13 protein-coding genes and 1 pseudogene are annotated in these 12,705 nt (G+C 60.6%); 7 read left to right on the top strand and 7 right to left on the bottom strand.

Annotation, left to right across the window (positions count from 1 at the left end; all coding sequences use genetic code 11):
- Positions 1-46 precede the first annotated feature (46 nt).
- Entirely contained in the window at positions 47-586 is a 540-nt protein-coding gene (locus JNB89_RS03050; protein ID WP_220361197.1) for a cupin domain-containing protein, read from the bottom strand.
- A gap of 293 nt (positions 587-879) precedes the next feature.
- Here JNB89_RS03050 and JNB89_RS03045 point away from each other — a divergent pair, with 293 nt between their 5' ends.
- From JNB89_RS03045 to JNB89_RS03030, 4 genes are all read left to right on the top strand, one after another.
- The gene (locus tag JNB89_RS03045) at positions 880-1,815 is read left to right on the top strand and encodes an NAD(P)-dependent oxidoreductase (RefSeq protein ID WP_220361196.1); all 936 of its coding nucleotides are present in this window, start codon (positions 880-882) and stop codon (positions 1,813-1,815) included.
- 12 nt (positions 1,816-1,827) lie between these two features.
- Positions 1,828-3,135, top strand: a complete 1,308-nt coding sequence (gene fucP / locus JNB89_RS03040; RefSeq protein WP_220361195.1) for an L-fucose:H+ symporter permease — start codon at positions 1,828-1,830, stop codon at positions 3,133-3,135.
- A 55-nt stretch (positions 3,136-3,190) separates the two neighbouring features.
- Positions 3,191-3,562, top strand: a complete 372-nt coding sequence (locus tag JNB89_RS03035; protein WP_220361194.1) for a YciI family protein — start codon at positions 3,191-3,193, stop codon at positions 3,560-3,562.
- A 184-nt stretch (positions 3,563-3,746) separates the two neighbouring features.
- Positions 3,747-4,703, top strand: coding sequence for a quinone oxidoreductase family protein (locus tag JNB89_RS03030; protein ID WP_220361193.1), 957 nt, complete (start codon positions 3,747-3,749; stop codon positions 4,701-4,703).
- 314 nt (positions 4,704-5,017) lie between these two features.
- Here JNB89_RS03030 and JNB89_RS03025 read toward each other — a convergent pair whose 3' ends face one another.
- Positions 5,018-5,848 carry an SDR family oxidoreductase gene (locus JNB89_RS03025; RefSeq protein ID WP_220361277.1) on the bottom strand — a complete coding sequence of 277 codons (831 nt, stop codon included), beginning with the start codon at positions 5,846-5,848 and terminating at the stop codon, positions 5,018-5,020.
- Positions 5,849-5,957: 109 nt separating this feature from the next.
- On the opposite strand from JNB89_RS03025, the gene JNB89_RS03020 reads away from it, so the two are divergent.
- Positions 5,958-6,848 carry a LysR family transcriptional regulator gene (locus JNB89_RS03020; RefSeq protein WP_220361192.1) on the top strand — a complete coding sequence of 297 codons (891 nt, stop codon included), beginning with the start codon at positions 5,958-5,960 and terminating at the stop codon, positions 6,846-6,848.
- A 35-nt stretch (positions 6,849-6,883) separates the two neighbouring features.
- On the opposite strand, the pseudogene JNB89_RS03015 reads toward JNB89_RS03020, so the two are convergent.
- Together JNB89_RS03015 and JNB89_RS03010 are read right to left on the bottom strand one after the other, a co-directional pair.
- Positions 6,884-7,021: pseudogene (locus JNB89_RS03015) on the bottom strand (nuclear transport factor 2 family protein); the annotation flags it as partial.
- 206 nt (positions 7,022-7,227) lie between these two features.
- Positions 7,228-7,971, bottom strand: coding sequence for an AraC family transcriptional regulator (locus JNB89_RS03010; RefSeq protein WP_220361191.1), 744 nt, complete (start codon positions 7,969-7,971; stop codon positions 7,228-7,230).
- Positions 7,972-8,158: 187 nt separating this feature from the next.
- On the opposite strand from JNB89_RS03010, the gene JNB89_RS03005 reads away from it, so the two are divergent.
- On the top strand, positions 8,159-9,250 hold the full coding sequence (locus tag JNB89_RS03005) for an FAD-dependent oxidoreductase (protein ID WP_220361190.1): 1,092 nt from the start codon (positions 8,159-8,161) through the stop codon (positions 9,248-9,250).
- Between the two features lie 575 nt (positions 9,251-9,825).
- On the top strand, positions 9,826-10,140 hold the full coding sequence (locus JNB89_RS30970) for a hypothetical protein (RefSeq protein ID WP_223216678.1): 315 nt from the start codon (positions 9,826-9,828) through the stop codon (positions 10,138-10,140).
- A 274-nt stretch (positions 10,141-10,414) separates the two neighbouring features.
- On the opposite strand, the gene JNB89_RS02995 is transcribed toward JNB89_RS30970, so the two are convergent.
- From JNB89_RS02995 to JNB89_RS02985, 3 genes are all read right to left on the bottom strand, one after another.
- Positions 10,415-11,161 carry a glucose 1-dehydrogenase gene (locus JNB89_RS02995; RefSeq protein WP_135895448.1) on the bottom strand — a complete coding sequence of 249 codons (747 nt, stop codon included), beginning with the start codon at positions 11,159-11,161 and terminating at the stop codon, positions 10,415-10,417.
- A 32-nt stretch (positions 11,162-11,193) separates the two neighbouring features.
- Positions 11,194-11,496: an EthD family reductase gene (locus JNB89_RS02990; protein WP_218741745.1), complete on the bottom strand. Its 303-nt coding sequence runs from the start codon at positions 11,494-11,496 to the stop codon at positions 11,194-11,196.
- 264 nt (positions 11,497-11,760) lie between these two features.
- Positions 11,761-12,345, bottom strand: a complete 585-nt coding sequence (locus JNB89_RS02985) for a chorismate mutase (RefSeq protein ID WP_220361189.1) — start codon at positions 12,343-12,345, stop codon at positions 11,761-11,763.
- Positions 12,346-12,705: the final 360 nt, after the last annotated feature.

Raw genomic sequence — 12,705 nt, 5'->3', positions numbered from 1 at the left:
TCCTGCATAAGTTGATTACTACTGGGTCTGCTGTTATGAAGCCGATCTAACGGTCGACGCCTTGAGCTTCGGTCTTCAGATAGCCGGTTTCGTCATATTCAAGGCCGCTTCCCTCGGCCGCCTTCAGCACGTCGGGATGCCACTCGATCCGACCCACTTCTTCATCGGTGCCGCCCACCACCGAATAGATCACAAGGGCATGGTCGTTGGGATTGCGAAAGCCGCGCATGACACCCGTCGGCATCGAGATGCAGTCCCACTGGTTCAGTTCGATCTGATGCTCCCCATGATCGCCCCAGATCACGATCATCTTGCCGTTGAGCGGAAAGAATACTTCTTCGGTCTTGTGCGAGTGCAGGTTCGCACCCTGGCCGACCGGCACCTCGATCAGGGTGACGCCGAAGCGATGCGCGCCCTGGATAGCTGGCTGCACGCCTTTGTTCTCGAGCACCCCGCGGTTGATGATCTTGTACAGGCGCTTCTCGAATCCAGGCAGTCTGCTTTCGATGAAGGTCTCGCCGTACGGTTCGACCTTGCCCCAGCGTGCGATCCTTGTGGCTTCCATCTGCTTTGGTGTGATATCCATAATCGTGTTCTCCATAGAGGTATCGAGCGTGGCCTGCATGTATTGCGGCCCACAAACCGAGCGTATCCAGCCCGCCGCGCGAAATCCAACACCATTTTTTGAAAGCCTCAATAACTTTCCGGCATCGGCCGCAGGCATCCGCAAAAAGGCAATAGCGCACCTCCGATAACAAACGGGCATCGGGCTCAGAAATATTCGGTGTTGGACGGAGCGCTTGGCGCCACTTACGATTGGTTCAGACGCCGGCGCTCGAACTGCTCGCCGGCGCAATTCACTACAACCGGGAGACATTCATGGAAGACATAGCTGGCGTCTGCGCCGAAGGCGATACCCGCTTAGCAGATGAGGACCTTTTCGACATCGGCTTCGTCGGTGTCGGCAAGATGGGCCTGCCGATGGCGCAGCGCCTGCGCCGGCACGGCCACCGCGTATCCGCATTCGATACCAGCAGCGAGCGCGCTTCGCTGGCCCGCGCCGGCGGTCTGCCGGTGCTCGACACGCTGGATGCGATTGCCGATAAGGCCGCAATCCTGATTACGTCGCTTCCGCACGACGCAGCTTTCGAGGCGGTTGCGTGGGAGCTTGCCGCGCGTGCGCGTCCAGGGCAGTTATATGTCGATACGAGCACCGTGTCGACGAAGGCGTCGGCTCGCGTTGCTCGTGTGTTCGAGGAGGCGGGGGTCGACTATTTACGCGTGACCGTATCGGGCAATGCACGGATGGCCGAACAGGCGCAACTGACTGCAATCGCATCCGGTCCGTTCGAGCAGTATCGCCGTGTTTTGCCGTTGCTGCGGCTGCTGGGACCGTCGCAGTTCTACGTCGGCGGGGCGGAACAGGCGCGCACGATGAAGCTGGTCATCAATTCGATGGTCGCCAATACCGTCGGCATGCTGGGCGAAGCGCTCGCGATCGGCGAGCAGGGCGGCCTCGCCTGGCGCGACATGTGGCAGGTGCTGTGCGAAAGCGCGGTGGCCTCGCCCATCGTGAAGGCTAAGGCGCAGCAACTCGTCGCGCACGACTACTCGCCGACCTTCACGGTGGAGCAGATGCGCAAGGACGTTGGCCTGATTCTGGAAGCGGGCGCCGATGCACACCTGCCATTGCCCATCACGTCGGTGGTCTCGCAGGCGCTCGATCACGCATCGGCGTTCGGCTTGGGCAGCGAGGACTATGCCGCGACGATCAAGCTGTCGCTGCGCTCCGCGCGTGCGCGGCGCGATGCATGAGCGAGGTCCGACATGGCCACTTCCACTTCGTCCACCATCGCCGACTCAGCGGCCGCGACTGCACGCGATGAAGCCGTGCGCTACCGCATTGCCCTCGCGCTCGTCATCAGCCTGTTCTTCGCGTGGGGCCTCACGTACGGTCTGCTCGATGTGCTGAACAAACATTTCCAGCAGACGCTCAACGTCACGCGCTTGCAGTCCGCGTTGCTGCAGACCTGCTATTTCGGCGCCTATTTCCTCGTGGCGGTTCCCTCCGGACTGTTCGTCGGTCGCTACGGGTACAAGCGCGGCATCCTGCTCGGACTCGCCATCTTCGCGCTTGGCGCGCTGCTGTTCGCTCCTGCGACGTCACAGCATCGCTTCTATCCGTTCCTGATGGCGCTGTTCGTGCTGGCATGCGGCGCGGCGTGCCTGGAGAGCGCGGCGAATTCGTACGTGACCGTGCTCGGGTCGCCCGATGGCGGGGCGCGCCGGCTCAACCTCGCGCAGGCGTTCACCGGTTTCGGCGCGTTTGCTGGCCCCTTGATTGGCGGTCTTTTCTTCTTCCGCCCTGGCGCCGAAGTCGCGAATGCGGCAGCTGCGGCGGCATCCAATGTGGCTTCGGTGCGAACAACCTATATCGTGATTGCAACGGTAATTCTGCTGCTCGCCCTCGCATTCTGGCAGGTTGCCTTGCCGGAGCCGGGCCGGGACGCGCGGCTACCGGCGGCAGACGCGAACGAAGCGTTGCCGCTGCGCCGTGAGCGGCGCTTCGTGTTCAGCGTCGTCGCGCAATTTTTCTACTTCTCGGCTCAGGCGGGTATCGCTGCGTTCTTCATCAATTTCGCAACCGAACACTGGCCCGCGTTGCCGGTAAGCAAGGCGGCATTCATCCTGTCGGGAGCGATGATCGCGTTCACGGGCGGCCGCTTTCTTTCGACCGCGTTGATGCAGCGCTTCGATGCCGCCGCGATGCTGGCGACATACGCGGTTGCCTCGCTCGTGCTTTGCATCGCCGCTTGCGTGACCAGCGGCCCAGTTCCAGTGATCGCACTGACCGCCGTGTTTTTCTTCGAGTCGATCATGTTTCCGACCATCTTCGCGCTCGGCATCAAAGGGCTTGGCGTGCGTACAGGGCGCGCCGGCTCGTTCCATGTGATGGCGCTGGTCGGTGGCGCTGTCGCACCGTTGGTGATGGGCGCAATCGCCGACCGCTTTACGACGAACACCGCGTACTGGGTGCCGCTGGTCTGCTTCACTGTCGTGCTGGGCTTCGCGCTGTCGATTCGCGCCGCGGACCGTCGAGGGAGCCGGTGCAACTGGACGTCGACGCTCGAATGAACGCCCTCGCGACACAGGCATTATTTTCACGCAGTCAACACTGAAGGAATATCTCATGTCAGAGCTTCAGGCTGAAATTCAGCGCCTCGTCGCACCGAACCTGCGCAAGCGTCTTTATGTGGCATTCAGCTATCCGGTCGCCTCCGTTGAAGAGACGATGCCGCACATTCCCGAGCATATTCGTTATCTTGTCGAGCACGAGGACAAGGTGTTCCTGTCCGGGCCGTTCGTTACTGAAGGCCATATCGTGGGCGAAGGAATGACGGTGCTGTATGCCGCCACCGAAAAGGAAGCTGGAGAGTTCATGGACGCGGAGCCGTTCATTCGCCGTGGACTGCGCCGTTATGAACTGAAGCTATGGGAACTGCGCGAAGGGACGCTGTCGATTAACATGCGTCTTTCCGCCACACGATTCAACCTGGATTAAAAGGCGCTGCATCCGCGCTTAGTTGCGCATCTGCGCATTTTGAACGGCGATTACCCACGCGACGATGCCCCGCGTTAGCAGGAATTGGCGTCCCACGCGGTCGCGAGTCTTTTGGATGAAAGCGGCATGACGATTCCCGGCATCGATCAGGGATCAACCCCACCTATGACTTCGGAAGGTCAAGATGAAAGCTGCAATCGCTTTGAAGCCCGGCCATCTGCCGGTTTATGACGATTTCGCCGAACCGGTCGCGGAGCCGGGCGAGGTCGTTGTCCATGTAACAGCATCCGCGTTGAGTCAGCTCGCCCGTGGCCGTGCTGCCGGTCATCATTACAGCGCAACCGGACAGTATCCGTTTGTTGTTGGGGTCGATGGCGTGGGGCGGCTCGATGACGGAAGACGGGTTTACTTCCTGCTGCCCCGCGCGCCGTTTGGCGCTATGGCCGATCGCACTGTGGTCGCCGATGGACAGTGGCTGCCGCTGCCAGATGACCTCGAAGACACCGCCGCCGCCGTGCTCGCCAACCCAGGCATGTCGTCCTGGGCCGCACTGACCGAACGCGCGCGGCTGATCAACGGCGAGACGGTCCTGATAAACGGCGCGACAGGCGTAGCGGGAAAGCTTGCGGTATGGATTGCGCGACATCTGGGCGCGGCACGCGTGATAGCGACCGGCCGTAACGAAGCAGTGCTTCGCACCGTCGGCGCGGATGCCGTGGTTCCTCTTGGCGAAGACCGCGAAGCGTTCGAGGCTGCGTTGCACCCGCACCTTGCCCGCGGGGTTCACGTGGTGCTCGACTATCTGTGGGGAGCGAGTGCGCGCTCAATTCTTGTTGCGGCCGCGAAGGCTTGTCCTTCGGGCGTACCGCTCCGCTTTGTCCAGGTCGGTTCCGCCGCTGGGGGCGAGGTCGCGTTGCCCGCTTCTGTATTGCGGTCCTCCGCTATCGAAATCATGGGAAGCGGTCTCGGCAGCGTGAGCGTGCACGGATTGATCGGCGCCATAAATGGCGTTTTACGGGCCGCCGCAGAGGCGAAACTATCGCTCGACTACCGCGCAGTCCCGCTTTCTGACGTGTCCACCGCCTGGGCTGATCCTGGGCACCGCATCGTCTATGTGCCCAACTCAGCAGTCGCAACATGAACTTATTGGTCATCGCAGTGGCCGCTTAGACCGGCTAAATAGGACAATAAATCGTCCGCGACCTGGTCAATGCCGGCCCCTGTGGCGTTGGCGTCCTGGACGCCTCGGAACTGCGCCATGAACTCCGTCGCGGCGTCAGTGTCGTTGAGCGCTCGCACGGCGATGCCGCTGTGATAGATCCTCGTCGGAGCGGCGCGCGCGTGACACCCTGCGGCTACGATGGCTTGGTTAGAAGCTCGCACGGCGCCCCCTCGTCTCAGCCATACAAGTCGTGATAGCGGCTACACCGGCAAGGCGGCGCCGGCCAACCGACTTTACTCGTCCCGATCAGCGGAAAGCGCGACGTCTTTCTTTGCCTCCAGGCAGCGCAACCGCTCGGTCAGTCCCTGGCTGATCGAAGCGTAGGCGGTACTGCCCAGCGTCAGCCGCAAAGGCGGTCTTTCGGCATCGACCGCGCCAATCATTGCGATGACCGTTTTGACGGCATCGCCCTTCAGCGCGAACGTGCCGGACGATACTGCCCTGCGTACTTCACCGGCTGGTGTGTCTTCATAGCAAGGCATAGGCTGCGCGTGATCCAATCCTTGGCGGAAGTTAGTTGCAGTTGGGCCCGGCTCAACAATCAGGCAATCAATGCCGAACGGCGCGACCTCCTTGGCGACAGATTCGACAAAACCTTCGATTCCCCACTTGGTGGCGTGGTAAAGGCTGAAGTTTGGATAGGCGATTTGTCCGCCCTCCGACGAGACCTGGACGATACGCCCGCCGCCTTGCTTGCGAAGGTGTGGCAGTACTGCCCGGATGAGCTGGATCGAGCCCGTCAGGTTGGTGGCGATCTGCCGTTCAATCTGCGTGTCGCTCACTTCTTCCGCCGCGCCGAAGAGGCCATACCCGGCATTGCTGACCACCACGTCGATGCGCCCCATACGGTCGAAGGCTTTTGCCACTGCGGTTCTGGTTGATTCGACATCCGTAACGTCGAGCTGAAGGACACACAGACGATCACCGTATTTTGCGAGGAGTTCGTCGAGCGCGCCTGCCCGCCGCAGAGTGGCAACCACCCGGTCGCCGCGTTCCAGCAAGCGTTCGGTGAGAATCCGGCCGAGGCCAGTAGAGGTTCCTGTAATGAGCCAGGTCTTGTGCATGATTTGCGTCCTTTGAATAAAAGAAAAGGGAGTGCGGTTCATGCTACGTCGTTATCATTGTGGCGATAATCACCAATTGATTGGATGACGAGGTGAAAAACAACCACCAATGAGCAAGCCGACGCTGGACGATCTGAGAGCCTTTATGGCTGTTGCCGAACACCGTAGCTTCCGGCGTGCCGCCGATCTGCTCGGGGTCACCCGCTCCACGCTTAGCCATGCAATGCGGGGGTTGGAAGACAACCTGGGTACTCGCCTGCTGCACCGGACAACACGTAGTGTGTCGCTAACCGAGGCGGGCGAGAGCCTGTTACGGCGCATTGGTCCGCTCGTGGGCGATCTCGATGCGGCCCTGGAGGAAGTCGCCGGCGCACAAGGAAATCCAAGGGGTACGCTGCGAATCAATGGCAGCGAAGGTGCCATTCGCTTGTTGCTTCAGACCGTCGTGCCCGAATTTCTCGCACGCTATCCGGGTATAGAGCTTGACCTTGTGGCTGAGGGACGGCTCGTGGATATTGTTGAACAGGGTTTCGACGCGGGCGTGAGATTGGGCGAGGCCGTGCCGAGGGACATGGTCGCGATTCGTCTTGGGCCCGACATGCGTTTCCTGGCCGTGGCTTCTCCCGGATATCTGGTCAGTCATCCGGCACCGACAATGCCGGATGCGCTGCTTCAGCACCAATGCATCCGGCAACGCCTTCCGAGCGGTAAGCGCTATCGCTGGGAGTTTCTCAAGCGAGGGCAGGACATGGCGATCGACGTACCGGGCGCCCTGACACTCGACAACACTCAGTTGATAGTGGAGGCAGCGATAGACGGCCTGGGCATCGCTTATGTCCCGGAACCCTATGCCCGTGCGGCATTAAGTGATGGCCGCCTGGTTGCGGTGCTCGAGGATTGGTGTCCGCTGATTCCTGGTCTGTTCCTTTACTTCCCTGGCACCCGCCATATGCCGACCAGTTTGCGAGCGTTCATCGACATGGTTCGGGCGGCTGCCTGACGTGCGGTTGCTGCATTTATACGAGATCGATTCGGCTACGCGTATTTGTCACCTACCGTACTGCGAACAGGATGGGTATCGTAGACGATGATCATCCGCTCGATTAGCCCGTTGTCGTCGAATTCAAAAACATCGACGCACTCGAAACGCACCGCGGAGCCATCCTTTAGTCCCTCACCGCGACGTGGATGCTTTCGCTAACGAAAGGACAGCGGCTCGTCCTTTCGGCCATAGCGAATCGCATTCCTTCTAAGAAGAGAGCAAAGCAGTATCCGCATGGTCCCCGTCTCAGCGATAGCGCACAGCAGGTTCTTGGACCGACAAACGAAGCGAGTCATTACCGCGCTGGCAAACGGAACGCTTTCGCAGGACGTCGACATCAGGCATCGTGGCCGTCAGCCTTGACATATTTCCCCGGTGTCACACCAAACGCAATGCGGAACATCGCAATGAAACTGCTCGGGCTGGCGTAGCCCAGCACATCTGCCACTGCCGATACGGACTCGCCCTGCGCAAGCAGATCGATCGCACGTAGAAGCAACGCCTGCTGTCGCCATTCGGCCAACGAAATGCCGAGCGATGCGGCAAACAGGCGCCGAGCGGTTCTTGCCGACAGGCCGGCCATTGACGACAGTGCTTCCAGAGAGTGCTCCCGACTCAAATCGTTCAACACGATGTCGACCATCTTGAGCAGGCGTTTGTCGCCGGGTAGGGGAAGGTGCAGCGGTTCATGCTTTGCCGCGCGAATTTCATCGATCATCACGGAGACGATCCGCGCTTCTTCAGGCGTTCGCGCGACGGTATGGTCCCACGGTGCGACGCGCTGTATCAGCGCTTCTAGCAACGATCCGACCGCGATTACCTGCGGCCGCTCAGGTAGCAGACGGCAGCGGTTGGGCGACAGCAGAATGTGCGACCACGCTTTGACGCCCCGCAGGTCGCCGGTATGCATAAGGTTGGGCGGAATCCAGATCGCCCGCCTTGGCGGCAACAGCCACGCACCGACCTCCGTTTGAATTTGCAAGCGGCCCGTGACGATACAGATCAGTTGCCCCTCTGGATGCCGGTGAAAGCCGGTGCGGCCTTTTCCCTTCTGCGAGGTCTCTCGCGTGAACCGCTCCATTGGGTCCCTTGGTTCCCGGCGTAACGGGTTGGCCTTGGTTGATTCACGAGCCGGCATCGTGGGGTGTGGAAGGTTGGCCGATATTCAATGTATTTTGACCAGATATCGATAACGGATCAAGTCTTCCGACGCTTAACCTTCAAGCCGTTCCGAGCCTTATGTCCGAAACCTGACCAACAGAACCGATATGTCATCGAAACCATCTATCGTGATTGCGGGCGGCGGCCCAGCCGGGCTCCTTGCCGCGAACATGCTTTGCCGCCACGGATTCGAAGTGACCGTACTCGAAGCTGATGCCTCTCTGTCTTCGCGAGACCAGGGCGGCACATTGGATCTGCACCCGCACGAAGGACAACTGGCATTACGAAAGGCAGGTTTGTTGGAGCCCTTTCTTGCTCTTGCCCGTCACGACGATCAAGGGCAAAAGGTTGTGGATGCCCTGACAGGCGTTGTTCTTCGCGAAGAAATTCCAGAGCCAGGAACAGGAACGCGTCCCGAGATCGATCGAGTGGTGTTGCGAAAGATGTTGCTTGATCCGCTTCCACCGGAGATTGTCGTCTGGGGCGCTCGCATAGTCGATGTCGTCCAGGCAGCTAACGGACGCTGGTCGGTGCGTCTGAAGGGCGGGGCAGTGCGAGAGTGCGACCTGGTTATCGGTGCAGATGGCGCCGGCTCCGCGGTGAGGACTGCACTCACCGACGCACGTCCGGTCTACACCGGCGTGACTTTCGTCGAGCTATGGATTACCGACGTAGACCGCAAGCACCCAGCAATTGCACGATTCGTCGGGCGCGGCACGCTCCTCGCACTGCATGAAGAGAAAGGAATCTTTGCTCAGCGCAACGGCAATGCCGTAGTGCGGGTGTACGCCGCATTCAAAACGTCCAATGTCACTACCGAACGACCGGAACAATCCTTGGTGGGGATAAGCACACTCGACCTTCTGGCCCGATACGCAGGCTGGTCGCCCGCTTTGCTATCGCTCATCACGGACGCCGATCGGATCGCCGCCATTCGCCCGATCGTCAGTCTCCCTGCCGGGACGAAGTGGCCCGTGAAGTCGGGACTGACGCTGATAGGAGATGCCGCACATGTAATGCCGCCAATGGGCACGGGCGTCAATCTGGCCATGCTCGACGCTGCGGAACTCGCTGAAGCAATCGTGTCGGCGGTCAACTGGCGAGACGCGGTTCGCGCGCAGGAGCAGGTCATGCTTGATCGGGCGGCGCCTATCGCTGAAGAGTGTCTGCGCCGTTTCGGCGAATGGTTTGACGCCTAGTGGCGCTCACTCATGCTGCCTTGATGCGCAAGCAAGACCACTGACCGCTTTGCGGCGATGAGTTCGCAGAGCCGATTGCGGCATGCCGACCCGTCACGGTCAGACGGACATCAACCGACAAGCGGACAGTGACGGACCTCTTCAAAGAGTCCGATGTTGGTCCACATCGGGGTAGTGCAACCCGCCATCCACTCGCCCGAGAGCGGCCATTGAGCGAGAGCAGATTGAACCTCGACCATGCGAATGGATGGCGACCTCGACCGGCGGCTCACGGCCGGCCAGAGCCTCATCCCGGTCATGCAGCGGGCCGGCGCGGCCGTGGAGACCGGTCGGCGGCACGCGACCGAGGCTGGGTGAAAACACATGTTGACGTGGCGTTCTGAAAAGCCGCCGCTTCTCGGCATCGGCCAATTCATCGCTACACCTTCTCCGAGGAGATCCAGCACGCTCGCCGCCGCTCGTTCGACGAAGTCATCGATCGGACAAGACGCTGACTCGCCGGTAAGGAACGGGCAATAAGCGGGCCGGCGACCCGCCGCGCCGACCGCAATCCGCACGCGCTCCTGCTCGCAGCGATGCATGGAGCAGACCACCGTGACGATAGGCCAGAAACTGGAACTCGCCTTGTATTTGTGATAACGGCAGGCAACGAGGGTCGAGTCGAGTGGGGCAGTGACGGGCGCTCGGGGCACATTCGCGAAACTTACTATGACCCGATTGCCGAGCGGTTCGTCGATGCGCTATATACGGTCGTACCCGGCATTGCGCGCGAAACAGAGGTTTGCGCCTATCTGTTTTCCGCCGGGGCGCGGCAGCAAACACATGCGATCAACGGCCGGGTAATGCGACTGGGCGCAAAGGATCGCACAAAGGATCGCACAAAGGAGTAAACGGCACATTATTCGGATCCGGTCCGCTTCGCGGCAGCATGGGTTCGTGAGTTGGCGCGCACGGGACAGCCGACGGGCAAGCCCGCTAGGAAGTCGGGTGGCCGGGCCGCGAAGTCTTCGACCAGTCGTACGAAGCCACCCCTTGATGGCGCGACTTGTGGCAACGGGTGGCAATCCGCTCTGACACGAGCGATCGTCGAGCAACGCGTGTTCTCGTCGAGTTATGAAATGTGAGCGCGCCGCACCACTTGAGCGTGCGGCGTACTTCACACACTCAGCGCATGCCTCCCGAACCGAAGATGATCTCGCCGGTCACCCAGCGCGCATCGTCCGATGCGAGGTAAGAGACGATCGGCGCGATGTCTTGCACTTGTCCGATGCGACCAAGAGGTGTCCGGGCCTCGTTCCACGCGTGGAACTCCGAACCGATCGCCCCGGCAGCATGCGTGCCTTCCGTTTCGATCAAGCCAGGGTTCACGGCATTGACCCGGATTCCGCGTGGGCCAAGTTCCCGCGCGAGCACCCCCGTGATCGCGTTAACGGCACCTTTCGTGCCGCTGTAGATAGCGCTCCCGGCCGGCAGAACAGCGGTAACGTTCGAGCTGATGTTGATTATGCTGGCGCCCTCGCCCAGATGCGGCGCTGCGGCACCCGCGACTAGTAGCGGCCCGAGAACGTTGATGTCGAACTGCATGCGATAGAGCGCTTCTGTGGTCTCTTCTATCTTCGCGAACTGATAGACACCGGAGTTGTTCACCACGATATCCAAACGCCCAAAGGTGTCGATGGCGCCTCTTATCAGCGCGTCCACGTCCGCCTCTTTGGTGACATCTGCACGCACTGCCACCGCCCTTCCACCAGCCGCTTCTATGTCGGCGACGACCTCGTCAGCGCCACTCTTGCTCGAGGCGTAGTTGACGACGACCTTTGCGCCGTCTGCCGCAAGCTGGCGGGCTATACCCGCGCCGATACCTTTGGAAGCGCCCGTCACGATGGCGACCTTGTCTTTTAGCTTGTTCATGGATTGATTCCGGAATAGGCCAGGTTCGATGTTTAGAGAGGCGAGAAGACCGTGCGCATAACCAAGGGAGAGTCCGTGAAGTTGTTCACGTCCGCCATGATGCGTTCCATCTCCGGCGAAGCAAGAGCCGCCTCGATCGCCGCGGGATCCCTAAATCGATACACCCCGATAGATACCCATCCGTCGCCTTCGCCAGCGGGGTAGAACGCGTCAGCCGCCTCGAGGCCATACCGCCCCCAGCACTCCATCGCCAGCGAAAGGTGTTGGGTCGCGTAGTAGTTCCGGTCGAACCGGGTGCTTTTGTCGCCAGTGCATACGACAATCAGTTTGGTCATCCCTTTTTCCCGATCAGGTAAAGATTGAAGATGAAGGCGCTTGGGGATAGGGTTGAGAGGAGTCCCTCATTTTCGGTGCCCACACAGCGCAACAACGCAGTTCGTCGTGTTAAATCGCATCGAGCCGAAACGCAGCGGAGCCGAAACGCAGCGGAGCCGCCGCCGCTCGTCACGCGTTTGCCCGGAATCCAGAAATAACCGCCCCGGATCGCGCGCACCGGCGCGTGCGCCCACAAGGCTAGTCGCCTGAAGTTGCCCGCCAAGCTAATCACGCTCGCAAACCCGAGCAAGTGCGCGGTCCATAGCGAGTGCATAGAGCGGATTCAAAGAATGTGTCGCAATGTACTCGCGAGTGGCGCGAGAAACGCGCTCGCTGCAGTCGGCACGGTCCCGAAGTGGACCGGATTGCGCGAGCACATGGATGAACCCTTCCTGGAGTCGGTCAAGTTCTGGACGTATTTCTTTCGCAAGGTCCGCACGTGCATCGTCCGGCGCCTGACCGGAACGCCGCCATTCAGCCAGCAGGGCATACTGGACGAGCTTGTTAGCTTCGATTTGGTCCGCGAAAAAATGTGCTGCCAGGTTGGCCGAAACTCCGTTGGCTCGCGCCTCCTCTACCGCGGCAGCGATCACCGCAGACTCTCTTGACACATCCTCCACGGGCTTTCCGGAGTCCCACTTGCTCAGTGCGACCTGCCTCGCGATTCCCAGTCGCGCCGCCGTCATATCCAATAGCGCGCTCAACGCCGACGCGTTTCCTGGCGCGGCCGGTGCCGACAGCGATGCAGATAACGTGACAGCGGCGAGTGAACTTTTCAAAAGACGAAATCTCCATGATCTGAACTTCATGATGCGGACAATTCCTTCCGGTGCAGGAGTCGACACGCTCCACGCTTGGATACATATGTCCCGGTTCCGCCAGAACGCCACTCGCCGAGCGGCCATTTCTGTGTAGCAGTCGTGGCCACGCCGTGTTCCCCTTTTGCCGCGTTATGCATCCTGGTATCCAAACGATCCTCTCCAGCACTGAAGAATCGCGCAACGTTCGGCCGGTGAACATCGGTCAAATGACCGACCCAACGTGCAAGGCATTTCCGGCTCGTGAGGCGCGCCGTTGGATGCCGAGGCGTCTTCGTCGTGGTGTCTCACCACAAGATAGGCAACCATGGTGGATTTCCGATTTGTCGAGTTGTAGAAGACGGGCGGTGT

This window comes from Paraburkholderia phenoliruptrix, assembly GCF_019511605.1.
Classification (GTDB): domain Bacteria; phylum Pseudomonadota; class Gammaproteobacteria; order Burkholderiales; family Burkholderiaceae; genus Paraburkholderia; species Paraburkholderia phenoliruptrix_A.
The sequence above is the reverse complement of the archived record's forward strand: the minus strand, read 5'-3'. Positions and strand labels throughout refer to the sequence as shown.

Coding starts and splice junctions, on each gene's coding strand:
- JNB89_RS03020 (WP_220361192.1), top strand. CDS start 5,958: ATGAGCAAGCCGACGCTGGACGATCTGAGAGCCTTTATGGCTGTTGCC.
- JNB89_RS02990 (WP_218741745.1), bottom strand. CDS start 11,496: ATGACCAAACTGATTGTCGTATGCACTGGCGACAAAAGCACCCGGTTC.
- JNB89_RS03005 (WP_220361190.1), top strand. CDS start 8,159: ATGTCATCGAAACCATCTATCGTGATTGCGGGCGGCGGCCCAGCCGGG.
- JNB89_RS03030 (WP_220361193.1), top strand. CDS start 3,747: ATGAAAGCTGCAATCGCTTTGAAGCCCGGCCATCTGCCGGTTTATGAC.
- JNB89_RS03025 (WP_220361277.1), bottom strand. CDS start 5,848: ATGCACAAGACCTGGCTCATTACAGGAACCTCTACTGGCCTCGGCCGG.
- JNB89_RS02995 (WP_135895448.1), bottom strand. CDS start 11,161: ATGAACAAGCTAAAAGACAAGGTCGCCATCGTGACGGGCGCTTCCAAA.
- JNB89_RS03045 (WP_220361196.1), top strand. CDS start 880: ATGGAAGACATAGCTGGCGTCTGCGCCGAAGGCGATACCCGCTTAGCA.
- JNB89_RS02985 (WP_220361189.1), bottom strand. CDS start 12,345: ATGAAGTTCAGATCATGGAGATTTCGTCTTTTGAAAAGTTCACTCGCC.
- JNB89_RS03010 (WP_220361191.1), bottom strand. CDS start 7,971: ATGGAGCGGTTCACGCGAGAGACCTCGCAGAAGGGAAAAGGCCGCACC.
- JNB89_RS30970 (WP_223216678.1), top strand. CDS start 9,826: ATGCATGGAGCAGACCACCGTGACGATAGGCCAGAAACTGGAACTCGC.
- JNB89_RS03035 (WP_220361194.1), top strand. CDS start 3,191: ATGTCAGAGCTTCAGGCTGAAATTCAGCGCCTCGTCGCACCGAACCTG.
- fucP (WP_220361195.1), top strand. CDS start 1,828: ATGGCCACTTCCACTTCGTCCACCATCGCCGACTCAGCGGCCGCGACT.
- JNB89_RS03050 (WP_220361197.1), bottom strand. CDS start 586: ATGGATATCACACCAAAGCAGATGGAAGCCACAAGGATCGCACGCTGG.